Source organism: Micromonospora sp. L32 (assembly GCF_052068055.1).
Classification (GTDB): Bacteria; Actinomycetota; Actinomycetes; order Mycobacteriales; family Micromonosporaceae; genus Micromonospora; species Micromonospora purpureochromogenes.
Genome location: NZ_JBQHDD010000007.1, coordinates 57,564 through 80,823, shown reverse-complemented (window position 1 = coordinate 80,823; position 23,260 = coordinate 57,564). Strand labels below are relative to the sequence as shown.

22 protein-coding genes are annotated in these 23,260 nt (G+C 71.7%); 8 read left to right on the top strand and 14 right to left on the bottom strand.

Annotated features, from left to right (window positions below; translation table 11 throughout):
* Nucleotides 1–86 precede the first annotated feature (86 nt).
* Nucleotides 87–1,415, bottom strand: coding sequence for a PP2C family protein-serine/threonine phosphatase (locus ACTMTB_RS20195; RefSeq protein WP_441147782.1), 1,329 nt, complete (start codon nt 1,413–1,415; stop codon nt 87–89).
* Nucleotides 1,416–1,728: 313 nt separating this feature from the next.
* On the opposite strand from ACTMTB_RS20195, the gene ACTMTB_RS20190 reads away from it, so the two are divergent.
* The 3 genes from ACTMTB_RS20190 to ACTMTB_RS20180 all read left to right on the top strand — a co-directional run bounded on the left by ACTMTB_RS20190 (nt 1,729) and on the right by ACTMTB_RS20180 (nt 4,998).
* Nucleotides 1,729–2,736, top strand: a complete 1,008-nt coding sequence (locus tag ACTMTB_RS20190) for an LLM class flavin-dependent oxidoreductase (protein ID WP_441147780.1) — start codon at nt 1,729–1,731, stop codon at nt 2,734–2,736.
* A gap of 41 nt (nt 2,737–2,777) precedes the next feature.
* Complete coding sequence (locus ACTMTB_RS20185) at nt 2,778–3,770, top strand: inositol-3-phosphate synthase (RefSeq protein ID WP_441147779.1); 993 nt, start codon at nt 2,778–2,780, stop codon at nt 3,768–3,770.
* 85 nt (nt 3,771–3,855) lie between these two features.
* Nucleotides 3,856–4,998, top strand: coding sequence for an RNA 3'-terminal phosphate cyclase (locus ACTMTB_RS20180; protein ID WP_441148122.1), 1,143 nt, complete (start codon nt 3,856–3,858; stop codon nt 4,996–4,998).
* Between the two features lie 28 nt (nt 4,999–5,026).
* Here ACTMTB_RS20180 and ACTMTB_RS20175 read toward each other — a convergent pair whose 3' ends face one another.
* Nucleotides 5,027–6,661 carry a family 10 glycosylhydrolase gene (locus tag ACTMTB_RS20175; protein WP_441147778.1) on the bottom strand — a complete coding sequence of 545 codons (1,635 nt, stop codon included), beginning with the start codon at nt 6,659–6,661 and terminating at the stop codon, nt 5,027–5,029.
* A 181-nt stretch (nt 6,662–6,842) separates the two neighbouring features.
* Here ACTMTB_RS20175 and ACTMTB_RS20170 point away from each other — a divergent pair, with 181 nt between their 5' ends.
* Nucleotides 6,843–7,502 (top strand): TOPRIM nucleotidyl transferase/hydrolase domain-containing protein, encoded by a 660-nt coding sequence (locus ACTMTB_RS20170; RefSeq protein WP_441147776.1) that lies wholly within the window; start codon nt 6,843–6,845, stop codon nt 7,500–7,502.
* Between the two features lie 48 nt (nt 7,503–7,550).
* Here ACTMTB_RS20170 and pdxY read toward each other — a convergent pair whose 3' ends face one another.
* The 11 genes from pdxY to ACTMTB_RS20115 form a co-directional block, all read right to left on the bottom strand.
* Entirely contained in the window at nt 7,551–8,402 is an 852-nt protein-coding gene (gene pdxY / locus ACTMTB_RS20165) for a pyridoxal kinase PdxY (RefSeq protein ID WP_441147774.1), read from the bottom strand.
* A gap of 125 nt (nt 8,403–8,527) precedes the next feature.
* On the bottom strand, nt 8,528–8,830 hold the full coding sequence (locus tag ACTMTB_RS20160; protein WP_441147772.1) for a GNAT family N-acetyltransferase: 303 nt from the start codon (nt 8,828–8,830) through the stop codon (nt 8,528–8,530).
* 107 nt (nt 8,831–8,937) lie between these two features.
* Nucleotides 8,938–10,215 carry a multidrug effflux MFS transporter gene (locus ACTMTB_RS20155; RefSeq protein WP_441147770.1) on the bottom strand — a complete coding sequence of 426 codons (1,278 nt, stop codon included), beginning with the start codon at nt 10,213–10,215 and terminating at the stop codon, nt 8,938–8,940.
* A 169-nt stretch (nt 10,216–10,384) separates the two neighbouring features.
* The gene (locus tag ACTMTB_RS20150; RefSeq protein WP_441147768.1) at nt 10,385–11,617 is read right to left on the bottom strand and encodes an acyl-CoA dehydrogenase family protein; all 1,233 of its coding nucleotides are present in this window, start codon (nt 11,615–11,617) and stop codon (nt 10,385–10,387) included.
* Nucleotides 11,617–12,645, bottom strand: coding sequence for a phosphotransferase family protein (locus ACTMTB_RS20145; protein WP_441147766.1), 1,029 nt, complete (start codon nt 12,643–12,645; stop codon nt 11,617–11,619). Before ACTMTB_RS20145 ends, ACTMTB_RS20150 begins: the two co-directional genes overlap by 1 nt.
* The gene (locus ACTMTB_RS20140) at nt 12,642–13,094 is read right to left on the bottom strand and encodes a MaoC family dehydratase (protein WP_441147764.1); all 453 of its coding nucleotides are present in this window, start codon (nt 13,092–13,094) and stop codon (nt 12,642–12,644) included. The genes ACTMTB_RS20145 and ACTMTB_RS20140 overlap by 4 nt, the downstream gene beginning before the upstream one ends.
* Before the next feature lie 17 nt (nt 13,095–13,111).
* Nucleotides 13,112–13,867, bottom strand: a complete 756-nt coding sequence (gene fabG, locus ACTMTB_RS20135) for a 3-oxoacyl-ACP reductase FabG (RefSeq protein WP_441147762.1) — start codon at nt 13,865–13,867, stop codon at nt 13,112–13,114.
* Entirely contained in the window at nt 13,864–14,577 is a 714-nt protein-coding gene (locus ACTMTB_RS20130; RefSeq protein WP_441147760.1) for an HAD family hydrolase, read from the bottom strand. The genes fabG and ACTMTB_RS20130 overlap by 4 nt, the downstream gene beginning before the upstream one ends.
* On the bottom strand, nt 14,574–15,557 hold the full coding sequence (locus ACTMTB_RS20125) for an NADPH:quinone oxidoreductase family protein (protein WP_441147759.1): 984 nt from the start codon (nt 15,555–15,557) through the stop codon (nt 14,574–14,576). The genes ACTMTB_RS20130 and ACTMTB_RS20125 overlap by 4 nt, the downstream gene beginning before the upstream one ends.
* A complete protein-coding gene (locus ACTMTB_RS20120; protein WP_441147757.1) occupies nt 15,554–16,336 on the bottom strand; it encodes an SDR family oxidoreductase in 783 nt (260 codons plus the stop codon). The genes ACTMTB_RS20125 and ACTMTB_RS20120 overlap by 4 nt, the downstream gene beginning before the upstream one ends.
* The gene (locus tag ACTMTB_RS20115; protein WP_441147755.1) at nt 16,336–17,106 is read right to left on the bottom strand and encodes an SDR family oxidoreductase; all 771 of its coding nucleotides are present in this window, start codon (nt 17,104–17,106) and stop codon (nt 16,336–16,338) included. Before ACTMTB_RS20115 ends, ACTMTB_RS20120 begins: the two co-directional genes overlap by 1 nt.
* 168 nt (nt 17,107–17,274) lie before the next feature.
* Here ACTMTB_RS20115 and ACTMTB_RS20110 point away from each other — a divergent pair, with 168 nt between their 5' ends.
* Nucleotides 17,275–17,871, top strand: coding sequence for a TetR family transcriptional regulator (locus ACTMTB_RS20110; RefSeq protein ID WP_441147753.1), 597 nt, complete (start codon nt 17,275–17,277; stop codon nt 17,869–17,871).
* A 69-nt stretch (nt 17,872–17,940) separates the two neighbouring features.
* Here the strand turns inward: ACTMTB_RS20110 and ACTMTB_RS20105 are convergent, their stop codons facing one another.
* Nucleotides 17,941–18,417 carry a MarR family winged helix-turn-helix transcriptional regulator gene (locus tag ACTMTB_RS20105; RefSeq protein WP_441147751.1) on the bottom strand — a complete coding sequence of 159 codons (477 nt, stop codon included), beginning with the start codon at nt 18,415–18,417 and terminating at the stop codon, nt 17,941–17,943.
* A 101-nt stretch (nt 18,418–18,518) separates the two neighbouring features.
* On the opposite strand from ACTMTB_RS20105, the gene ACTMTB_RS20100 reads away from it, so the two are divergent.
* The 3 genes from ACTMTB_RS20100 to ACTMTB_RS20090 all read left to right on the top strand — a co-directional run bounded on the left by ACTMTB_RS20100 (nt 18,519) and on the right by ACTMTB_RS20090 (nt 23,210).
* Nucleotides 18,519–19,079, top strand: coding sequence for an NADPH-dependent FMN reductase (locus ACTMTB_RS20100; RefSeq protein ID WP_441147749.1), 561 nt, complete (start codon nt 18,519–18,521; stop codon nt 19,077–19,079).
* Nucleotides 19,080–19,144: 65 nt separating this feature from the next.
* The gene (locus tag ACTMTB_RS20095) at nt 19,145–19,915 is read left to right on the top strand and encodes an SDR family NAD(P)-dependent oxidoreductase (RefSeq protein WP_441147747.1); all 771 of its coding nucleotides are present in this window, start codon (nt 19,145–19,147) and stop codon (nt 19,913–19,915) included.
* 130 nt (nt 19,916–20,045) lie between these two features.
* Nucleotides 20,046–23,210 (top strand): hypothetical protein, encoded by a 3,165-nt coding sequence (locus tag ACTMTB_RS20090; RefSeq protein WP_441147745.1) that lies wholly within the window; start codon nt 20,046–20,048, stop codon nt 23,208–23,210.
* Nucleotides 23,211–23,260: the final 50 nt, after the last annotated feature.

Here is a 23,260-nt window from a genome sequence, read left to right as displayed (position 1 = left end):
CCTCGTCGGGCCACCGCAGCGTCAGTCCGGATACCTGGTCGGCACCGGTCAGGTGAAGTGTACGGGCGGCGCGACGTAACGGCCGGTCAGACCCGACCCGGCCCCGGCTGCCGCTGCGGGCCCGGCCCTGGCTGTCGCCGCTGCCGGAGCGGACGAGTCCCGCCGGCGGCGGCCCGGCGGTGACGGTCGGCGCCCGGGCCCGGGCGGGACCTGCCGGTTGCCTGGATGGCGAGCAGGGCGATGTCGTCGGTCGGCTGTTCGCCGGCGAGTGTGGTCATGATGCCGGCGCAGACCGCTTCGACGGCACCTGGTTCGACGGCCGCGCAGAGCCGTTCGATGCCGGTGTCGATGACTTCGCCGCGGCGTTCGACGAGCCCGTCGGTGTAGCAGACCAGCACCGCCTCGGCAGGGAACGCGACCTCGGTGTATCGGCGGGCCGGTCGATCCGGGCGCACGCCCAGTGGAAGATCGACCGGAAGGTTCAGCGTATCGGCCGACTGTCCCGGTGCGGCCAGCACGGGTTGCAGGTGCCCGGCGAGGGACATTCGAATGGTGGTGCGGTCCGGGGAGATCATCGCGTACAGGACCGTGGCGAGGTTCCCGGCCTCGAAATGGTGGATCTTGCGGTCCAGCAGCGTCAGCGCGCTCGCCGGATCGTCGCAGATCAAGGCGTACGCGCGCAGCGCGCTGCGCAGGCGCCCCATCACGACCGCCGAGCGCAGCCCGTGTCCCGACACGTCGCCGATGACGACGCCCAGCCAGCCGGACGGGAGGGTGAACACGTCGTACCAGTCGCCGCCCACGCCGGCGTCGTGGCCGGGCACGTAGCGGGCGGCCATGTCCACGCCGGGCGCATCGGGCAGGTGGGTGGGCAGCAGGCTGCGTTGCAGGGCGAGGGCGGCGGTGCGGTCGATGCTGCTGGCCCGGCTCCGGCTGGCCAGGCTCGCCCGATCGGCGGCGAGTTGGAGCACCTGCACGTCGTCGCCGGTGAATCGGTGCGGCTGGAGGCAGCCGACGTGCAGTACGCCGATCACCTCGCCGCCGGCGAGCATGGGCACCCCCAACAGCGAGCAGACCCCTCTGTCGAACAGCGTTGGGTCGTCCGCGGCCGTGACCTCGTCCAGCACGACGGGCTGCTTCTCCCGGGCGATCCGGCCGGCGAACCCGCGGCCGACGGAGATCCGCGAGCCCGGCCGGACCTCGTCCGCCAACCCTCTCTCCGCGGTGGCCACGAACTGCCGGGCGTGCACGTCCAGCAGCAGGATGGCGGCGGTGTCGACCCGCAACACCTCGCGGACCCGGTCGAGGAGTTCGTCGAGAAGGTCGTCGACGTCAAGCTTGGACAGCGCCGCGTCGGTGATCGCCTCGATACGGCGCAGCCGCTCGTCGCTCCCACCACCCTGCACGCCAATCACGGCAAGAGCCTAGTCCTTGCCGGGCCCGGAGCAGCCCCTCAGGAGCGCCCCAGTCGGGCTCCGACCTCGGGTACGGCGACGAAGTTGCCGTCCCGGAGCAGCCTGTCGCGCACCGCCGATGGTCACTGCCGCCGCCTACCTTGACGGCAGTCGACAGGCACCCGACCGACATGCCGGAACTCTTCCGCTCCGGTGGTCGCGAACAGTACTCAACCCTGTACCAATCGTCATCGTCGATCTACACTCCGCTGAACAAGGCCAGCTCACCGACGTCACTAACGCGGGGGCAACCGTCCCGACGGGTGGAGGGTTGGTGGAGTATCACATCAAGCTACGCGACGTACGGGACGTGGAGCAGCTCCGCCACAAGGTCCAGCTCTGGGAGGACCTCGGGGTGGCCGGTGTCACCGTCTCCGACCATCTCTACACCACCCGTGGAGGCGACGGGAGAGGGCCTGCGCAGCGCCGACACGACCCGTATGTGCTGCTGGGGGCGGTCGGTGCCCTGTCCTCGCGCCTCAGCCTCGCGGTCCTCGTCGCCAACTCGTCCTACAGCAATCCGTACCTCACGATCCGTCACTTCGTGGAACTCGCTCGACTTTACGGCGGTCGACGGGTCTACGCGGGGCTCGGCGCCGGTTGGAACGCCGAGGAGTTCGACGCGCTGGGCATGGACATGCCGCCGCACGCGGAAAGAGTCGAACGGCTCGCCCAGACGGCCGCCGCAGCTCGGTCGCTCTTCGACACCGGCGTCGCCTCGCTCGACGGAAGTGTGCTGACGCTTCGACACGCCCCGCTCAGCCCGAGCGTGGCGGAGCCGCCACGCCTTGCCGTCGGTGGCGGCTCCTTCGCCGTCATTCGAGTGGCCGCCGGGTACGCCGACCACCTCGACTTCGACGCGCCGTCACACCGTCTGCCACTGACCCGATCCCTCGATGGCGCCACGACCCGCGCTCGTGATCTGCGCAGACGGATGCTGACCACGTTCGACGATCTCGTGACGATGCGCCGATACCTCCACCAGCAACTGGACGCGAACGGTCGAACACCCGGCGCCGTGACCACATCGATCAACATCACCGCACTGCGGATCCAGGACAGGAACCCGGCCGACTGGCTCACGGCGTTGAACGACACATACTCGCTGCGCCTGCACGAGGGACACATCGCGGAGGCATGTACTTCGAGCCCGTTCTTCCTGCTGGGTCCGGCAACCGCGATAAGGGAGCGGCTCGCCCGGCACGCCGCGGAATTGGGCGTGAAGTTCGTCGTGCTGCCCGACAGCCCGGACACCGAGCGCCTGTTGCGACTAATGGCATGAGCAGGACCAATCACGTTCCGCAGGGGTGGAAGGAGCGCAGGATGGTCGATCACATCCGGATGGCGGTGGCCGGCGTGGGGAACAACGTCTCGGCCTTGTTGCAGGGCATCGAGTACTACCGGCACAAGATGGGCGACCCGTCGCTCGTGGGAGTCCCCCACCCCCGGCTCAATGGGTTCGGCGTCGAGGAGATCCGGTGTGTCGCCGCGTTCGACGTGGATCCGGCGAAGATCGGGCACCCGCTGACCGAGGCGATCCACGGCAGCACCAACAATTTTCCCCACATCGTCGACGCGATCAGCGAGTCGGTCACCGTCGAGGACGGTATCCGCGGCGACGCGATGCACCCGTCTCACGTCGAGCAGGTCGTCCGGCGCCTCCATGACACGGCGGCTGAGGTGCTGCTGCTCTCGCTGCCCACCAGCCGACCCACCGCCGCGCTCGCCTACGCCGAGGCCGCGCTCTCGGCCGGCGTCGCCGTCGTCAACTGCTCGGCCGACTCCGTCGCCCGGGATCCGGGCCTGTTGCGTCGCTTCACGTCAGCGTCTCTGCCGCTGCTGGGCGACGACCTGGCCAGCCAGTTCGGCTCGTCGCTCATTCACCGTGCGCTGCTCGACCTGCTCAGCCGCCGAGGCCTGCACATCGACGGCACCTACCAGGTGAACCTCGGGGGAAACGAGGACTTCCGCAACCTCCGCGACTCCGGGGCGCCGAAGCTGACCTCGAAGTTGAACGTTCTCTCCACCGTTCCGGGCATCGCGTCGCTGTCGGTGATCCCGTCCGGAGGTCACGTCCCGTTCCTCATGGACCGGAAGGTCGCCCATATCAGCATCGAGGGTCGCGGCTGGGCGGGCGCCAGGGTGGCGGTGGAGGTACGCCTGGAAGTGCAGGACTCGAGCAACGCCGCGGGCGTGATCATCGACCTGGTACGGATAGCGGCCGAGGGACGCCGACGGGCGGTCGGCGGCTTTCTCGGCGAGGCGGCCGCACTGCTCAAGTCTCCGCCCCTCGACGGAAACGGATCCGGACGGTAGGGATCGGCGGCCGAGCAGCGCGGCGAAGGGGCACCGGTGAAGGTGACTGACGATCCGGAGGCGCGTGGTGCCTGAATTGACGGCCGTGGACTGCTCGATCGGCGAAGGCGGCGGTGGTGCCCTGCGCGCCGCCCTACCGTTGGCGGTCCTGACGGGCCGGCCTCTTCAGCTCGTGAAGGTCAGAGCCGGCAGGCCCGATCGCTCTCGTGGAGTCGGCTGGACGCACAAGAGTTACATCGACGCGGTGTGCCGCTGGACCTCGAGTACGGCGGGCTACGAGATGGGCCGGACGGAGTTGACGTTCCATCCGGGCGGCATACCGGCGGGCGATGTGCAGGTCGATCTGGACGACCCGGACGGAACGTTCGGCGCCAACAGCGTGTCCGGGCGGCGGAACTACGCGGAAGCAAGCGACCGGTTCGCGGAGAACATCGACAACGTCGGCGGAAGAGGCCTCATGGGCAACGCTGTGAGTGTCTTCTTCGTCGGGCTCCTCCCGCTGCTCTACGCCGCGCCCGCAAGTGCTTCGATCGAGGTGTCGGGAGGGACCGAGACGCTCGGGGCCCCGTTCGTCGACGCGGTCCGCGACATCCTTTACCCGGCGGCCAACGAACTGACGGGTAGGGATGTCCACCTCAGCGTCGAGCGGCGAGGGTGCATCGGCCGCGGTGGGGGTTTCGCCATGGCGGCCCACCGTACCGACCGACTTCGTGATCCCACCCAGCGGCTGCCCGCCCGGGAGGCATCCGTGAGCCGGGACATCTCCGCGCGGTTCTACGTCTTCGGTGCTCGCCGATGGCGGGACTCGATCGCCGAAGAGGCATTGCGCCTCACTGCGCAGCTCAGCTCGCGGCTCTCCCGGAGGGTGTCGCCGGAGTTCGAGATGGTGCCCTACCCGGTCAACCGGGTCCAGGCCATGTTCCTCATCGGCACGGGTGGTTACTCGCGGGACGTCAGTTTCTGCTTCGAGGAAGCGGGCCGAGGTGTCTTCGACGTCGAGACGGTACTGGATCGACTCCGTCCCGAGCTGGAACTGTCCGGCTGCACCAGTCGGTTCATCGCTGAGCAGTTGCTGCCGTTGATGTGCACAAGGCCGGGAACGTCGCGGATCACCACCGAACGCCTCACCCCTCATCTGCGTACGGTGGTAGGTCTGGCGCGCAGCATCACGGGCAGGAAGATCGACTTCACGCCGTCCGACCGTGGGATCGCCATCGTGGTCTCCTAGCCGGTCAGCTCCCGCTCACCAGGCTCGTTCAGGACCCCGAAGAGCTCACGGAGACCGGCGCGCTGAGTCCGCCCTCGTTCCCGCTGCGATCCAGGCCGGACACGCAGTAGGAGAGCGGGCGGTCCACGGGGGCGGTGCGGTCGACCCAGCCGGTCCCCCGGGCGGTGCCGACGAGCCGGGCCGCGTCGCCGTCCACCCGGTAGACGGCGAAGCTCGCGGCACCGTCTCCGCGCCAGGTCAGCGCCACCCCGCCGGCGTCGCGCCGCGCGCCGGTGATCGCGGGTACGGCGGGCGCCGCCGCCGGTAGCTGCGCCATCGCGGGCACCAGCGCCGGGCCGGCGTAGTGCGCTGCGCTGTAGCGGCTGACCGCGCCGAGCTTGTCGGCGCGCACCTGGCGGGCGCTGAAGTGCACGCTTCCGCTCACCCCGTGCCGGCGGTTGAGGGCGAGCTGGCGGTCCAGCTCGGCCGGGTCGCGCCAGGCGCCGCGCTCCCCCACCCGGTAGTCGGCCTGGCCGATGTAGAGCTGCACCCGGGTGGCCTTCACCGTGGCCGCCCACCACGGCAGCAGCTTGGCGTAGTCGGCCCGGTCGAAGCCGATGTGCCAGTAGAGCTGCGGCACCACGTAGTCGAGCCACTGCTCCCGCACCCAGAGCCGGGTGTCGGCGTAGATGTCGTCGTAGCTCTGCAGACCGGCGGTCGGTGAGCCGGCCGGGTCGGTGCGCTTGTTGCGCCAGATACCGAACGGGCTGATGCCGAACTTGACCCACGGCTTGATCGCCTTGATCCGCTCGCTCATCTCGCGCACCAGCGTGTTCACGTTGTCCCTGCGCCAGGCGTGCTTGTCCGCGAACCGCCGGCCGTACCGGGCGAACGCCGCGTCGTCCGGGAAGTCCTGCCCGGCCTCCGGGTACGGGTAGAAGAAGTCGTCGAAGTGCACGCCGTCGACGTCGTAGCGCTGGACCGCCTCCAGCATCGAGTCCTCGACGAACGTGCGCGCCTCCGGGATGCCCGGGTTGAAGTAGAGGCGACTGCCCGGCCGGTCGGCGCTGGGATAGGTCACCACCCAGTCGGGGTGCCGCCGCAGCGGGTGCGTCGGCGCCAGCTGGTCCAGCCGGGGGCCCGGCCCACCGACGGTGGCCGGCTGCCCGCCCCGGTACGGGTTGAACCAGGCGTGGAACTCCAGGTTGCGGGCGTGCGCCTCGCTGACCATGAACTCCATCGGGTCCCAGCCCGGATCGCGGCCGTCGCGGCGTCCGGTCAGCCACTCCGACCAGGGCGCGTACTTCGACGGCCAGAGGGCGTCCCCGCTGGGCCGCACGTGCACGAAGACGGCGTTGTGGTTGCGCCGCACGGCCAGGTCGAGCCAGCCCCGGAACTCCGCCCGCGCCGCCTCGGCCGGCAACCCCCGCCGGCTCGGCCAGTCGATGTTGTTCACCGTCGTGATCCACATGCCGCGCAACTCGCGCGGCGCCCGCGCCGCCCGGCCGGCGCAGCTGGAGGCGGCGGGCGCCGGGCCGAGGGCGGCCACGGCGCCGCGATCGTCGTCGACGACCCGCTCTCGCACGGACCAGGCGCCGACCGCGACCGCCAGGGCGAGCGCGGCGACGACGGCGATGAGGGCGCGGGTACGACGGCGGTGAGCGGGCGGATCGGCGGCGGGCATTGCCCCAGTCTGCCCAGTGCCGCCCCGCGGGGTGAACCGGGTGCAGGGTTACTTAACGGTCAGCTAAGGCCGGTGGGTCCACCGCGAGTCGGCCCGGAGGTTCCGGCGTCACCTCGCCACGCTGCTACCTGACCACAATTCCGGTGGCGGTCCGGGACCGGCCGTTGCGAGACTCTGCTCTGTGCGAGAGCCGGACCGTTTCCGCGCCGCCGTCGGCACGTGGGCGGCCGGCGGCACGGACGCCGTGGCGGCGGCCGCGGTGGCCCGCGAACTGGCCGAGGACGGCCTGGCAACGGTCGTCCTCGTCGAAGGGGTCAGCGACCGGAGCGCGGTGGAGGCGCTGGCCGTCCGGCGCAACCGGGATCTGGCCGGCGAGGGCGTGTGCGTCCTGCCGATCGGCGGCGCGATGAGCGTCGGTCGGTTCCTGCGGCTCTTCGGCGCGCAGGGGCTCGCCGTGACCATCCGGGGGCTCTGCGACGAGGCCGAAGAGGGCTACTTCCGGCGCGGGTTGGAGCAGGCCGGCCTCGGTAGCGGCCTGACCCGCTCCGGAATGGAGGCGTTGGGCTTCTACGTGTGCGTCGCCGACCTGGAGGACGAGCTGATCCGCGCGCTGGGCACGGCCGGGGTCGAGCGGGTCCTGGCGGCCGAACAGGATCTGGCCCGCTTCCGGGTCTTCCAGAACCAGCCCGCGCAGCGGGGACGCGCGATCGAGCGGCAACTGCGCCGGTTCATGGGTACGACCAGCGGTCGCAAGGCCCGGTACGCCCGCGCGCTCGTCGACGCCCTCGACCCGAACCAGGTACCCCGGCCGCTGGATCACCTACTCCCGTCCCACTCCTGACCCCCGATCCGGACCGCCTGCGCGGTGGACGCCCCCGAGGGACGTCCCTCAGCGCAGCCGCCGGGCGGCGAACCTGGCGGGTGGCGCGGCGATCGCGTCCTGGGCCGCGATCAACTGGATCTCCCGGGTGCCCGCCGCGAGGGTCGCCTCCAGTACGGCGAAGACGGAGGCGATGGTGCGTTCCAGCGCCGTGGCGGGCGAACCGGTCGTCCACAGGTGCGCGAGGTACAGCGCCGCGGTGACGTCGCCGCCGCCGTTGGGGCTGATCGGCAGCAGCGGGGTGGTCACCGCCCAGGCGCCCTCGTCGGAGACGGCCACCACCTCCAGCGACCCCACCGGCACGTCGCCGTGGAGCACGCTGGTGACCAGGACGTGCCGCGGTCCCGTCTCGCGTACCACGTCGCCCGCGTCCAACAGCTCCGCCAGAGAGTTGGTCGCCCGGCCGGCGAGGAAGTCCAGCTCGAACTGGTTCGGGGTGATGATGTCCGCGCGCGGGACGACGGTGTCCCGCAGGTACTCCGGAATGCCCGGCCGGACGAACATCCCGCGGCCGGCGTCGCCCATCACCGGATCGCAGCAGTACACCGCGTCCGGGTTGGCGGCCTTGACCTTGTCGACCGCGTCGAGGATCACGGCACCCATCGCCGGGTCACCCTGGTAGCCCGACAGCACCGCGTCGGCGGTGCCGAGGACCCCGCGGTCGCCGATACCCGCGATCACCTCGGCCACGTCGGCCGGCGCCAGCAGCGGCCCGCGCCACGCGCCGTACCCGGTGTGGTTGGAGAAGTGGACCGTCACCACCGGCCACACCTCGTGCCCGAGGCGCTGCAGGGGGAAGGCGGCCGCGGAGTTGCCGACGTGGCCGTAGGCGACCGAGGACTGGATGGACAGGATCTTCACCGGCTCATCATGGCGCTTCCCGCCGGTGCCGCACGTACGGCCCGCCGTTCCTGTCGGGTGACCCACTCCGGGCCGGCGTGCCTTCAGGACACCGACCGTCGGAGCCTGTCGGGGTCGGGCGCGGGCTAGCGGACCTTACGCGTCGATCGCACCACGATGTCGTCGTACTCGGGGTGCTTGCCCAGCCACTCGGCGAGGAACGGGCAGATCGGCACCACCGTCCGGCCCCTGGCCCGCGCGTCGTCCATCACCGCGCGAGCGAGGGTCGATCCGACGCCCCTGCCCTCGAACTGCGGATCGACCTCGGTGTGCGTGTAGGCGATGATGGTGCCGGTCAACTGGTAGGTGACCACGCCGGCCAGCGCACCCGACTCGTCCCGCGCCTCGAACCGCTCCCGCTCCGGCGCGTCATTCACGGTGAACTCCACCCCACCATCGAAGCACGGCTGCCCGCGGAACCGGGTGTGAGGCCGGCAACGCTCCCGGGCACCGCGGCCCGGACGAACCGGGTCGTCGGTGCTGGCTCACCGGGGCGTCAGTGCGCTGCCACGACCACCACTTCCGGCGCCAGGCCGGCGAGCCGGGCCGGCCGCACGACGACGAGCAGCACCGCCATCGCCGCCACCATGCCACCGGCGACGACGAGGGCCATGGCCACCGCGCCGGTGCCCAGCACGCCCACCAGGGGCGCGGCCAGCGCGCCGACGCCGAACTGCACGGCGCCGAGCAGGGCGGAGGCGGTACCGGCCGCTTCCCCGTGCCGGGACAGGGCCAGGGCCGGCGCGTTCGGCATCGCCAGGCCGGCCGCAGCGAGCACCACCCACAACGACACCAGCAGGCTCGGCAGCCCGCCGAGGCCGGTCACGGCGAAGGCGAGCAGCGCCAGTCCGGCCACGGTTCCCACGCCGAGGGCGACGACGAGGATCCGCTGCGGCGAGTGGCGGCGCAGCAGCCGTACGTTGAACTGGGTCGCCGCGATCAGTCCGACCGCGCCCGCGCCGAAGGCCAGCCCGAACTGCTGCTCGTCCAGCCCGTACTGCTGTTGCAGGACGAACGAGGAGCCGGCGACGTAGGCGAACAACGCCGCCATGGCCAGCCCGGCGACCAGCACCAGACCCACGAACGTCCGGTCCCGCAGCAGCCCGCCGTACACGGTGAGCGTCGCGACCACCCCGCCGCGCCGGCGGCGCTCGGCCGGCAGCGTCTCGCGGAGGCCGAGCGCGGCGACCACGACCAGCAGCACACCGAAGGCGGCCAGGGCCACGAACACGCCACGCCAGTCGGTCCAGCGCAGCAACCCGCCACCGAGGGTCGGCGCGAGGATCGGCGCCGCCCCCATGACCAGCAGCAGCCGGGAGAGCAGCTTGGCGAAGGCCGCGCCGTCGAACAGGTCGCGCACCACGGCCATCGCGACGACCGAGGCGGCCGCGACGCCGAGGCCCTGCACCACCCGCAGGCCACCGAGAACCGCGACGTTCGGTGCGACGACGCAGAGCACCGACGCCACGACGTGCAGCGCGATGCCGGCGATCAGCGGCGCGCGTCGGCCGACGGCGTCGGACAGCGGGCCGATCAGCAACTGGCCGACGGCGAGGCCCGCCAGCGTGCCGGTGAGGGTCAGTTGGACCGCCGCCGGCGTCGTCCGGAAATCGGCGACGATCGCGGGCAGCGCGGGCAGGTACATGTCGATGGTCAGCGGACCCACCGCGATCAGCGACCCGAGCACCAGGACGAGCCGCAGGCGTTGTCGGGGGGTCATCAGGTCGCCCGGTGTCAGCGGGCCCGCCCGCCGCTGCGGGGCGTCGACGGTCATCGGGTCGTCTCCGATCGGCCGTCACGGAGCCGGGCCGGGTGCGGGGCAGGAGTCACACCTGATTCCAAATCCCGATCCGGTGATCTGATTCCCCGTCGCCCAACAGGTAACGCAGGTCACAGCCGGGCGACGGCGGCCAACCGGCGATCCGGCAGCGGATTCCGGAGGGTCAGGCCGGGTTGGCCCGCCTCGCCGCCTGGCGCCGCAGTTCGTGGCGGGCCAGGGCGTTCTTGTGCACCTCGTCGGGTCCGTCGGCGAAGCGCAGGGTGCGGATGCGGGCGTAGGCGCCCGCCAGCGGGAAGTCCTGGGAGAGGCCGGCGGCGCCGTGCACCTGGATCGCCTTGTCCAGGATCCACAGGACGGTCTCGGGGGTGGCGATCTTGATCGCCTGGATCTCGGTGTGCGCGCCCTTGTTGCCGACGGTGTCCATCAGCCAGGCCGTCTTGAGCACCAGCAGTCGCAGCTGCTCGATCCGCACCCGGGACTCGGCGATCCAGTCGCGGATCACCCCCTGCTCGGCCAGCGGCCTGCCGAACGCGGTCCGCTGCTCGGCGCGGGCGCACATCAGCTCGACGGCCTGCTCGGCGACGCCGATGGAGCGCATGCAGTGGTGGATGCGGCCGGGGCCGAGCCGGGCCTGCGCGATCGCGAAGCCGTCGCCTTCGCCGCCGATCAGGTTCTCCACCGGCACGCGTACGTCGTGGAACTCCAGCTCGGCGTGCCCGCCGTGGTCGTGGTCGTCGTACCCGAACACCTCCATGCCGCGCTTGATCACCAGGCCCGGGGTGTCCCGTGGGACCAGCACCATGGACTGCTGACGGTGCCGCTCGGCGTCCGGGTCGGTCTTGCCCATGACGATGAGGATCCGGGCGTTCGGGTTCATCGCGCCGGTGATCCACCACTTGCGGCCGTTGATCACGTACTGGTCACCGGACCGCTCGATCCGGGTCGAGATGTTCGTCGCGTCCGAGGACGCCACGTCCGGCTCGGTCATGGCGAACGACGACCGGATCCGACCGTCCAGCAGCGGCTCCAACCACTGCTTGCGCTGCTGCTCGGTGCCGAACATCGCCAGCACCTCCATGTTGCCGGTGTCCGGGGCGGCGCAGTTCAGGGCGGCGGGTGCCAGGTGGCTACGTCCGGTGATCTCCGCCAGCGGGGCGTACTGCAGGTTGGTCAGGCCGGCTCCGTGCGTACCCGGCAGGAAGAGGTTCCACAGCCCGCGCTTCCGCGCGGCGGCGCGCAGCTCCGCGAGCACCGGCACCGCGTCCCAGGCCCAGCGGTTGCCGAGTTGCCCGAGTTGCTCGTGGAAGGCGTGCTCGGCCGGGTAGACGTGGCTGTCCATGAAGTCCAGGAGGTTGTCCCGCAGCCCCTCGGTCCTCGGGTCCAGGGCGAAGTCCATCAGTGCTCCTTGAGGTAGGTCAGGCCCGCGTCGAGCAGCAGCTCGGTGACCTCGCCGAGGCGCTCGAAGCCGGAGCCGACGGTCTGGCCGCGCAGGTGCCGGTAGTGGATGCCCTCGAGGATCGCGGCCAGCTTGAAGGCCGCCAGCCCGAGGTGGAAGCCGAGTGGCGGGAGGGGGCGGGTGCTGCTCGCCGCGTACCGGTCGAGGATCTCGTCCTCGGTCAGGAAGCCGGGCGCGGACGAGGCGTCGGCGACGGCCACTCCGACGAGCCGCCCGAGGCGCTGGTAGAGCACCAGCAGCGCCAGGTCGGTGAGCGGGTCGCCGAGGGTGGCCATCTCCCAGTCGATGACGGCCGCGAGGCGGTCGCGGTCGTCGGTGAGGACGTTGTCGAGGCGGTAGTCGCCGTGCACGATGCCCGGCGTCGACTCGCTCGGCACGCCGGACGCCAGGCGGGCGTGCAGCTCGTCGGCGGCCGGCAGGTCCCGGCAGTACGACGCGTCGAGCTGCTTCTTCCAGCGACTCACCTGCCGAGCCAGGAAGCCGTCCGCCCGGCCGAAGTCGGCCAGCCCCACGGCCACCGGGTCGACCGCGTGCAGCGCGGCCAGGGTGTCGACCAGCCGGGTCGAGATGACCCGGGTACGTTCCGGGCCGAGCCGCTCGAGCTCGGCCGCGTGCCGGTACGCCGTACCGTCGACCCGCTCCATCACGTAGAACGGGGCGCCCAGCACGTCGGCGTCGGAACAGAGCGCGTACGTCTTCGGCACCGGCACGTCGGTCGTCCACAGCGCCGACATGACGCGGTACTCCCGGCTCATGTCGTGCGCGGTGGCCAGCACGTGCCCCAGCGGCGGCCGCCGGACGATCCAGTCCCGCCGCCCGTCACCGACCTCGTAGGTGAGGTTGGACTTGCCGCCGGCGATCAGCCGGGCGGTGAGCTCCCCGGCCGCCTCGGGAACCGCGGCGGCGAACCAGTCGGCGAGTCGGGCCAGGTCGAGGCCCGGCGGGCCGAGCCGTTCGTCGGCGGTCACGGCACCAGGATGCTGACGGTCTCGACCACGCACGCCGGCTTCTCGGCGCCGGCCAGCTCGACGGTCACCTTCGCCGTTAGCTGGTAGCCACCGCCGCCGGGCACCAACGACAGCAGCTCCACCCCGGCCCGCACCTGAGAGTCGACGGGGACCGGGGAGGGGAAGCGGAGCTTGTTGGCGCCGTAGTTCACGCCCATGCTGAGCCCCTCCACCTTGTACACCTGCCAGACCAGCATCGGCACCAGCGACAAGGTCAGGTATCCGTGCGCGATGGTGCCGCCGAACGGGCCGTGCGCCGCCTTCGCGGGGTCGACGTGGATCCACTGGCGGTCACCCGTCGCCTCGGCGAAGGCGTCGATCTGCTGCTGCGTGACCGTGTGCCAGTCGGAGTAGCCGAGGTGGGTGCCGACCGCCTGCTCCAGCTCATTGATGCCGTGGAAGACCTTCATCATCTCTCCTTTCCCGGTCAGGCCTTCGGCCCGCCGGCGACGTACAGCACCTGGCCGGACACGAAACCGGCTCCCTCGCTGGCGAAGAACGACACGGCGTGCGCGATGTCCTCGGGCGTGCCGGTACGGGCGACGGGGATCTGCGCCGCAGCGGCGTTCTTGAAGTCCTCGAAGGCCATGCCGACCCGCGCCGCGGTGGCGGCGGTCATCTCGGTCTCGATGAAGCCGGGGGCGATGGCGTTCGCCGTGACGCCGAACTTCCCGAGTTCCAGGGCGAGCGTCTTGGTGAAGCCCTGCAGGCCGGCCTTGGCGGCCGCGTAGTTGGCCTGACCCCGGTTGCCCAGGGCCGAGGTGCTGGACAGGTTGACGATCCGCCCCCAACCGGCCTTGGTCATGTAGCCCTGCACGGCACGGCTCATCAGGAACGAGCCACGCAGGTGCACGTTCAGGACCGCGTCCCAGTCGTCGGCGGTCATCTTGAACAGCAGGTTGTCGCGGGTGATACCGGCGTTGTTGACCAGCACGGTCGGCTCGCCCAGTTCCTCGACGACCCGGTCCACGGCGGCCTGCACCGCCTGCTCGTCGGCGACGTTGGCGCCGACGGCCAGGGCTCGGCCGCCGCCGGCCTGGATCTCCTCGACGACCGGCTTGCCCGCCGCTTCGTCCAGGTCGACGACGGCGACGGCGAAGCCGTCCCGGGCAAGGCGCGTGGCGACGGCGGCGCCGATGCCACGGGCCGCTCCGGTGACGACTGCGGTGCGGGTGACGGTCATGGGGTCAACTCCTCGGTGCGGGCGGGATGGGGCAGGTCGGCTCCGGGCCGCGGCCGTGGGAGGCCGTTGCGGCAGGCGGGAAGCAGCTCGGCGATCGCGGCCCGCGTGCTGTCGGCGTCGGTGTGCAGCAGCGTCCGCATGCCGACCGCGCGGGCGCCGAGCACGTTCGGTTCGGCGTCGTCGACGAAGAGCACCCGGTCGGCCGGCAGCCCGAGCCGCTCCAGGGTGAGCGCGTAGATCGGCGCGAGCGGCTTGCGCAGGTTGACCTCGCCGGAGATGACGACGGGATCGAAGAGTCCGTCGATCAGCTCGCGCGGGTACGTGTTGCCCCAACTGTTGGAGAGCAGGCCGACGCGCACGCCGGCGTCGCGCAACTGCCGGGCCAGGTCGAACATCGCCGGGTCGGGGCGCATCCCGGCGAAGAGCCGGGCCAGGACGCCGACCGGATCGACCGCACGCCCGTCGAGCGTGCTGAGCTCGGCGGCGAGCAGCGCGTCGAACTCGTCGACGCTCAGCGCCCCGGTCTCCAGGCGGTGGACGGGGGTGCCGTCCGGGGCGGCGCGGGACAGCCAGGCCTTGAGCGTGCGCGAGAACGAGGCCGGGTCGATGCCGTCGGCGTGCAGCCACGCGGCGATCGAGTCCCGGACCGGTCCGGTGAGCACGCCGCCGTAGTCGAAGACCACGGCATCCACCTGGTTGGCGGTGCTCACGAGACGTACACCACCCGGCCGACGGTGACGCCGTCGGCGAGCTCCTGCACCCCGTCGGCCACCTCGTCGAGCGCGAGGCGTTGGCTGACCAGGGGTCGTACCGCACCCTGGGCGGCCAACGCGGTGAGGGCCCGATGGCATTCGGCCACGGCCGCCGGGTCGTAGCGGTGGTACAGACCCCAGTGCAGGCCGACGATCGAGTAGTTCTTCACCAGGGCGTGGTTGAGCGCGGCGGACTGGATCTGACCGCCGGCGAAGCCGACCACGAGGATCCTGCCCTCGAAGGCGACGCACTTGGTCGAACGCTGGTAGGTCTCGCCGCCGACCGGGTCGTAGACGACGTCGGCGCCCCGACCACCGGTCTCGGCCTTGACCACCTCGACGAAGTCCTCTTCCCGGCGGTCCACGACCACGTCGGCGCCGAGCGCCCGGGCCACTGCCGCCTTCTCCGGACCGCCCACGACGCCGATCACCCGGGCGCCGGCCGCCTTGCCCAGCTGGACGGCGGCGCTGCCGACGCCGCCGGCCGCGGCGTGCACCAGCAGCGTCTCGCCCGCGCGCAGCCCGACCCGCCGGTGCAGGCCGAACCAGCCCGTCTGGTACCCGATGTAGAGCGAGGCCGCCTCGGCGTCGTCGAGCTGCGCGGGCGCGGGGAAGGTGGCCGCCGCAGCCAGCAGGGCGAACTCCGCGAACCCGCCGTACGGCAGCGTCGCGCCACCGAGCACCCGGTCGCCGACGGCGAACCCGTCGACACCTTCGCCGAGCGCGACGACCTCGCCACACAGCTCGACCCCCGGGGTGAACGGAAGCTCCGGCTTGACCTGGTACTCGCCACGGCACATCAGGACGTCCGGGAAGTTGGCCGGAGCGGCCAGCACCCGCACCACGAGCTGCCCGGGGCCCGGCTCCGGCTCGGCCACGTCGACGAGCCGCAGCACGTCGCGGGGCTCACCGAGCTCGGCGACCCGCCATGCCTTCATCGGGCTGCCCCCTGGTCCTCGAGTCGTCGCTGGAGCTTGTTCATCCCGTTGAGCCAGCGATCGGTGTCGGTGGCGCGGTGTGCGTAGTAGGTGGCCACCTGGGGATGCGGCAGGACGAGGAACCGGTCGTCGTGGAGGGCCTGCCACGTCGCCTCGGCGACGTCCTCGGGGGTGAGCGCCGCATCGTGGCTGAGCAACTCCTGCAACGGCCGGGCGTTGTCGAGCATCCGGGTCCGCACCCCCTGCGGACAGATCGCCTGCACCACGACGCCACGGTGCCGGTAGGTCAACGACAGCCATTCGGCGAACGCCACGACGGCGTGCTTGCTGACCGAATACGTCGGGCTCCCGATCATCGTGAGCAGCCCGGCCGCCGACGCGGTCACCACGAACCGACCCGAGCCGCGCTCTACCCAGCCGGGGACCAGCAGTCGCGCGGCCCGTACGTGCGCCAGGACGTTCACCTCGTGGCTGGCCGCCCAGTCCTCCTCGGTGGCCAGCAGCCCGTTGCCGCGGTCGATTCCGGCGTTCCCGACCCAGACGTCGATGCTGCCCAGGTGACCTCGGGCCGCCTCGACCAGCGCGGTAACCCCCTGCTCGGTGGCGGCGTCGCCGGGGGCGGGGCAGCCACCGATCTCCTCGGCCACCCGGACGGCCGCCTCGGCGTCGAGGTCGTTGACGACGACCCGCGCGCCCTCAGCGGCGAGTCGGGTGGCGAGCGCGCGACCGATGCCGTGGCCGGCGCCGGTGACGACCACGCCCTTGTCCCGTACCGGCATCACACACCTCCGGTCAGGGTGACGCCGCCGTCGACCACCAGCAGCTGACCGGTCATCCAGGCGGCGTCCGCGGAGAGCAGGAACGCGACGACGCTCCCGATGTCGTCGGGGACGCCGAGCCGCTTGAGCGGGTACGCCGCGGCCACCTGCTCCTCCCGACCCTCGTACAGGGCGGTGGCGAACTTCGTCTTCACCACGGCCGGGGCCACCGCGTTCACTCGGATGTCCGGGCCGAGCTCGACGGCGAGCTGCTGGGTGAGGTGGGTGAGCATCGCCTTGCTGGCCCCGTAGAAGCCGATGCCGGGCGCGGGCCGCAGGCCGGCAACCGAGGAGACGTTGACCACGGCGCCGCCGTGCTCCTTCATCCAGCCCCGATAGGCCTGCTGCACCCAGGACAGGGCGGCGAGGCAGTTCACCTCGAAGATCTTGCGGGCCGCGGCCAGGTCCAGCTCGACCATCGGGCCGTACGTCGGGTTGATGCCGGTGTTGTTGACCAGCAGATCGACGCCGCCGAAGGTGTCGACCGCGCGCGCGACGACCTCGGCCTGGTGGTCGGCGTCGTCGGCGTGGCCGGCGATGCCGAGCGCGTGCTCCGGGCCCAGCTGGGCGACGGCCTGGTCGAGCGCCTCCTGTTTCCGGGCGGTGATGACGACCTTGGCGCCCTCGGCCACCAGTCGCTCGGCGATCGCCAGGCCGATGCCCCGGCTGGCACCGGTCACGATCGCCGTTCGTCCGGTGAATCTCGTGGACGTCGCTGCAGCTTGGGACACGGGCCTCCCCTTCAGGGTTACTAAGCGCTTGCTTACGTTAGGCTCGATGAAGTGTGCGACGCCGCAGCGGCTGCCGTCAACAGGTCCGGCCCGGTGGTCGACATCCGGCCGGCCCACCGGGCGTTGTGGTATCAATGCCGGCCAGGCAGAAGGAAGGATGGACGCGGGTTGACCTACACCGCCGATCACTCTCGCGCCGACGCGACCCGCGCCCGGCTGCTCGAGGCGGCCGTCGACGCGTTCGCCGAGCGAGGCTTCCACGGCACGACGACACGCGACATCGCCGCCGCGGCCGGGCTGAGCCCGGCCGCGCTCTACGTGCACCACAAATCCAAGGAGGAGCTGCTCTACCTGATCGCACGATCAGGACACGACCATGTGCTGCGCCTGGTGCAGGAGGCGATCGCGTCGTCCGACGACCCGGCCACGGCGCTGCGGCGGGCGGTCCACGACTTCGTCGTCTCGCACGCCCGCGACCACACCCGCACCCGGGTCGTGAACTACGAGCTGGCCGCACTGAGCCCCGAGCATCTCGCCGAGATCCGTGCCGTGCGCCACCGGATCGAGCAGGCGTTCCGCCAGCTCGTGGAGGCGGGCGTCGCCGCCGGTGTCTTCGACACCCCCGATCCGCGCATCGCCGGGGCGGCCCTGCTGTCCCTCGGCGTCGACCTCGGCCGGTGGTACCGCGACGACGGCGGCTGGAGCCCCGAGTACATCGCCACCCAGTACGCCGAGGTGGCGCTCCGTATCGTCGGGGCCCGCTGAACGACACAGCGGGGCGATCGGGCCCCGGACCACGACCAGCTGGTCGTTACTGGGAAGCCGCCCGTCGGCTCAGGTGCCCACCTTTCCCAGGGCCTCGGCGAGCTGCTTGAGGTCGAGGCCCGCCAGGTGGTCGAGGAAGTGCCGGCGTACGGCGGCCAGGTTGGTGGGCCAGGCCTGCGTCAGGCGGGCCAGGCCGGCGTCGGTGAGGACGGCGTTCCAGCCGCGGGCGTCCTGCGCGCACCTGACCCGCTGGACGTACCCCTGCCGTTCCAGCCGCTGCACGACGCGGCTCATGCCGCTGAGCGACATCTCGCAGGCGGCGGCCAGCTCGCTCATGCGCAGCCGCCGGTCGGGCGCCTCCGAGAGATGCATCAGGGTCTCGTACTCGATGCTGGGCAGTCCCTGCTCGCGTACGAGGTCGGCGTCGATGGCGCGGGGCAGGGCGTGAATGATCCGCGGGAGGGACCGGACGACGGCCTCTTCGTCCGCGTTGAGAGGTTGCGGCCCTTTCGGGGCCGGTGGCGACTTCGGTGTGACGGTGGGCATGCCCCCAGCATACTTGCTTGACGAAGCAATTACCCGCGCTATGGTTGCTTCGCCAAGCAAGGACATCCGGAGGGGTGTCCGGTCGTCACCAGGGGGAGCACATGACCAGGATCGGAATCATCATCGGCAGCACCCGGCCGGGGCGTAACGGAGCGGCCGTGGCCCAGTGGGTGTACGACGTCGCCAAGGAGCGCACCGACGCCGAGTTCGCCCTCGTCGACCTGCTCGACTACAAGCTGCCGCACCTCGACGAGGTCTACCCGCCGGCGATGGGGCAGTACCAGCAGCCGCACACGCTGGAGTGGGCCAGGACGATCGCGTCGTTCGACGGGTTCGTGATCGTGACGCCGGAGTACAACCACTCCACGTCCGGCGCCCTGAAGAACGCGATCGACTTCCTCTACAACGAGTGGAACAACAAGGCCGTCGGGTTCGTCAGCTACGGCTCGGTGGGTGGAGCCCGGGCGGTGGAGCACCTGCGGCTCATCGCCGGCGAGCTGCAGATGGCCGACGTGCGGTCCCAGGTGGCCCTCTCGCTCTTCACCGACTTCGAGAACTTCAGCGTCTTCAAGCCCAACGACTTCCAGCGGGACGCGCTGACCATGACCCTCGACCAGGTCGTGGCCTGGAGCGAGGCCCTGAAGCCGCTGCGCACCAACTGATCAACCGCACCACCGATAGCCGTGGCTACCGGAACTGAACTTCCAATGGTGAAAGGGACAGGACAATGCGTGGACTCACAGGCAAGGTCGCCCTCGTCGCCGGTGCGGCACCGGGCAACATCGGCGGCGCGACCGCGATCCGGCTCGCCGAGGAAGGCATGCTGGTCGTCGCGGCGGATCTGAACCAGGCCGCCGCCCAGACCGTGGTCGACGAGATCACCGCTGCCGGCGGAACAGCCGTGGCGCGGAGCTTCGACATCACCGACGGGCAGTCCTACCGCGAGCTGATCAACTTTACGGTCGACCGGTTCGGCGGCCTGCACGGCCTGTTCAACGTGGCCGCCGATCTCTCGCCACAGAACGTGGGACGGGACACCGACGTCATGTCGGTACCGGACGACGTCTGGCAGCACACCATCGACGTCACCCTCACCGGATACATGCACGGCATCCAAGATGCGCTGCCGATCATGATCAAGCAGGGCGCCGGCTCGATCGTCAACACCATGTCGAGTGCCGTCTGGATGGGCGAGAGCGACCACGTCGCCTACCAGGCGGCCAAGAGCGGACTGATCGGCCTCACCCGGCACACCGCGACGGTCGGCGGCAAGCACGGCGTTCGTACCAACCTGGTGTCGCCGGGCGTGATCCTCACCGGCGCGGCGCTCAAGACCACCACGGCCGAATTCCGGGAGCAGATTCTCGCGTCGGTTCGTTCGACGAGGCTGGGTAGGCCGGAGGACCTCGCCGCGATGGTGGCCTTCCTCTTCTCCGACGACGCCGCCTACATCAACGGCCAGTCGCTGCTGGTCGACGGCGGCGCCAACTTCACCTGATCCCACCAGACGCCGGCGCGCGCCCGATCCGAGCGCGCGCCGACGTGCATCTGCCGCCGGGCCGCGACCGGGCAGCCCGCCACCGGTTCGGTCCTGTCCAACAGGTCAACCGCACCCCTACTATGCGAGCGTGATTCACGTTGCCCCGGTCCGGCGGCCGTACCCGCTGCTCGCCGCCGCGATCGTCCTGGTGTTGCTCGGCGCGGGCGTGGCCTGGGGAGTCGGGGACGCGCTCGGGCTGAGCCACACCCCCGCCGCCGTGCCGCGCGAGGACGTCGCCGCCGCGCCGCAGCGGGTGGCCGCACCGGCGCCGCCGCTGGCGTCCATGGTCGTGCCTGACGAGCCGCGCACCATCAAGGCCGCGGCCGCCGTCGCCGACGCGCTCGTCTCCCGCGGCCTGCCCCGCCCGGTCGTCAACCCGCCGGCGCCGGGCCGCACGCCACCGGCCGGGACCGCGACCACCGCGCAGCCTGCCGTCGGTACGCGGAGCACGGCCGGACCGGCCACGGGCACCCGGCAGGCCGGCGCGGCCGGTACCGCCGCGCCCTCGGCCCCGGCGGGCACGGCGGTGACCACGCTGCGGGCGGGCGTGCTCGCCACCCTGGCCACGGCGCCGGAGTCCTACCGGCTCAGCGTGCGCGGAACCGAGCTGGCCGTCGAGGGGGGCGACGTCGCGGGCATCGCGGCCGGGCTGTACCGGCTCGCCGACCGGATCCGCTCCGGCGCCGAGGCGCTGCCACCCGCCGAGGCGGGCCGGGTGGTCACGCCCCGGCTCGGCCTGCGGCTGACCGACGCCGGCTCGGTGGGCCGCGAGCCCGACCCGGCCGCCTTCGCCGCCGGCGACGACTACAACCTGAACGCCGACGTGGTCGGGCAGGCGCTGCTGCCGCAGGCACCGTGGGTGGACGCGGACGCGGTGGCCCGCATCGACGCGCAGTTCCGGCAGTTCGTCGACCACTCCGTGGCGCAGGGCTACAACGCGGTCGTCGTGCCCGGCTTCCTGGAGTACGTCACCTTCGCCAAGGTCGGCGACGGGCACGCGGTGTATCCGGCCGGCGACACGCACGTCGAACGCGCGCAGGCGATGGTCGCGGCGTTCGGCCCGGTCTTCCGGTACGCCGAGGAGATGGGCGTGAAGGTCTTCCTGCTCACCGACATGCTCGCGGTGTCACCGCCGCTGGAGGCGTACCTGACGAGGACCGTCGGCGGGCTCGACGTGGCCGACCCCCGGCTGTGGGCCGTCTACCAGGCCGGGCTGGCCGAACTGTTCGAGAACATGCCGTTCGTCGACGGCCTGATGGTCCGCATCGGCGAGGGCGGCGAGGTGTACGCCGAGGACGGCTGGGACTACTCGTCGAAGCTCGCCGTCACCACCGACGCGTCCGTGCGGGCGATGCTGCGGGCGATGCTGGACACCGCGGGTAAGGCCGGCAAGGAGGTCATCTTCCGCACCTGGACCGTCGGCGTCGGCGCCGTCGGCGACCTGCACACCAACCCCGAGTCGTACGCACAGGTGCTGGGCGGGTTCGACGACCCGCACCTGATCGTCTCCACCAAGTACACCCTCGGCGACTTCTACAGTCACCTGCCGCTGAACACCACCCTGCTGGCCGGTGAGCACCGCCGCATCGTGGAGTTCCAGGCCCGGCGCGAGTTCGAGGCGTTCGGCTCGCTCCCCAACGACCTCGGCCCGCTGCACCGCCAGGCGCTGCGCGAGTTCCTCGCCGCCAACCCGAAGGTCGAGGGCGTCTGGAACTGGACCCAGGACGGCGGCCCGCTGCGCGCCGGGCCGATGTCGCTCTACCTGCGCACCGGATTCTGGCAGCTGTACGACCTGAACACGTACGCCGTCGCCCGGCTGGCCTGGGATCCGGACGCCGATCCGGCCCAGGTCACGGCGGACTGGGCGTACCGCACGTTTTCCGCCGACCCGGCCACCGTCGGCGCGATCGGGCAGGCCATGGCGCTGTCCCGGCAGGCGGTCACCAAGGGCCTCTACATCGGGCCGTACGCCGACAGGTCGGTACGGGCGCTCGGGCTGGAGCCGCCGCCGATGATGTGGATCTTCGAGTGGGACATCCCGACCGGCGACTCCGCCGCGCTCGACAGCATCTACGCGGTCACCGGCGGTCGCGTCGACGCGGCGATCGACGAGGGCGAGCAGGCCGTCGCGCTGGCCCGGCGGATGCGCGATCTGGTCGCCGCCACCGACCCGGCGACCTGGCGGGACGCCGGGCTGCGCGAGCACTTCACCAGCACCCTCGACTACCAGGTGAACCTCTTCGAGACGCTGGGCGCCTACCGGACCATGGTGCTGCGGCACGCGCAGTGGCTGGACACCGGCTCGGCGGCCGCCCACGACGGCTGGCGGCTGGCCGAGACGGCCTACCGCGACGCGCGCGACGTGCACCGGCAGCGCTACGGCACCGACCTGGACCTACCCGCGTACAACTTCACCGCCGCCGACCTGGGGGCGCAGCGCGCGGACCGGGACCCGGCCATGGCCTGGGCGGCCCGCGTGCTGCTGGGGCTGATCCTGGTGGTGGTGCTGCTCGGCGTGCGCGGGCGCGGGTTCGGCGGCGCCGCCGCGCGGGGTCTGCTGCTCGGCGCGGTCCGGCCGTGGCGGGTCGCCGCCCTGCCGGCGCCGCAGTCGCGGTCAGACCGGGTGCTGGTGTGGCTGGTCCCGGCCGTGGTGCTGGTGGCGAGCCGGCTCGTGTTCACCTGGTTCGCCGCCCCCGCGCACCTGCTGGTCACCCTGGGCGGGTGGGCGCTGTTCGCCCTGGTCGTACGCCTCGTCGTCGGCCGGCGGGACCCGTTCCACCTGTGGGCCGTGGTCGGCGGCGTCGCGCTGCTGCGCAGCGTGCTGCTGCTGGCGGCGCTCGCCGGACGCGGGCCGGGGAAGTACTGGTTCGCCTTCTGGACCGCGCCTGCCCTGCGCACGGTCTACGTCACCGTCGCGTTCGCGGCGTTCTGCTGGCTCTTCGTGGCCACCGCCGTGGTGCTGCGCGACCGGTACGGTCTGCGGCGCCGCAGCGCCGTCGGGCTGACCCTGACCGCCGCGGGTGTCCCACTCGGACTGCTGTCCGGCCTGGTCACGGCGGTCGGGCTGGAGCGCGCGCTGACGGTGTGGAACGACCAGCTGGCGCTGCTGCCCTGGGGCCTGTCCCGCATTCTCGGCATCACCGTCTACCTGGGCATCCCCGCCGGCCTCCCGGGGTACGCCGCCGTGGCCGGCGCCGCCCTGACCGCCGTCGGTCTGCTGCTGTCGGTCAATCACGGCCGGCGGAGAGCCTGACCGGCTCGCGTCGGAACTTTAGTTAGGGCTCTTGACAGCTTTGTCATGTG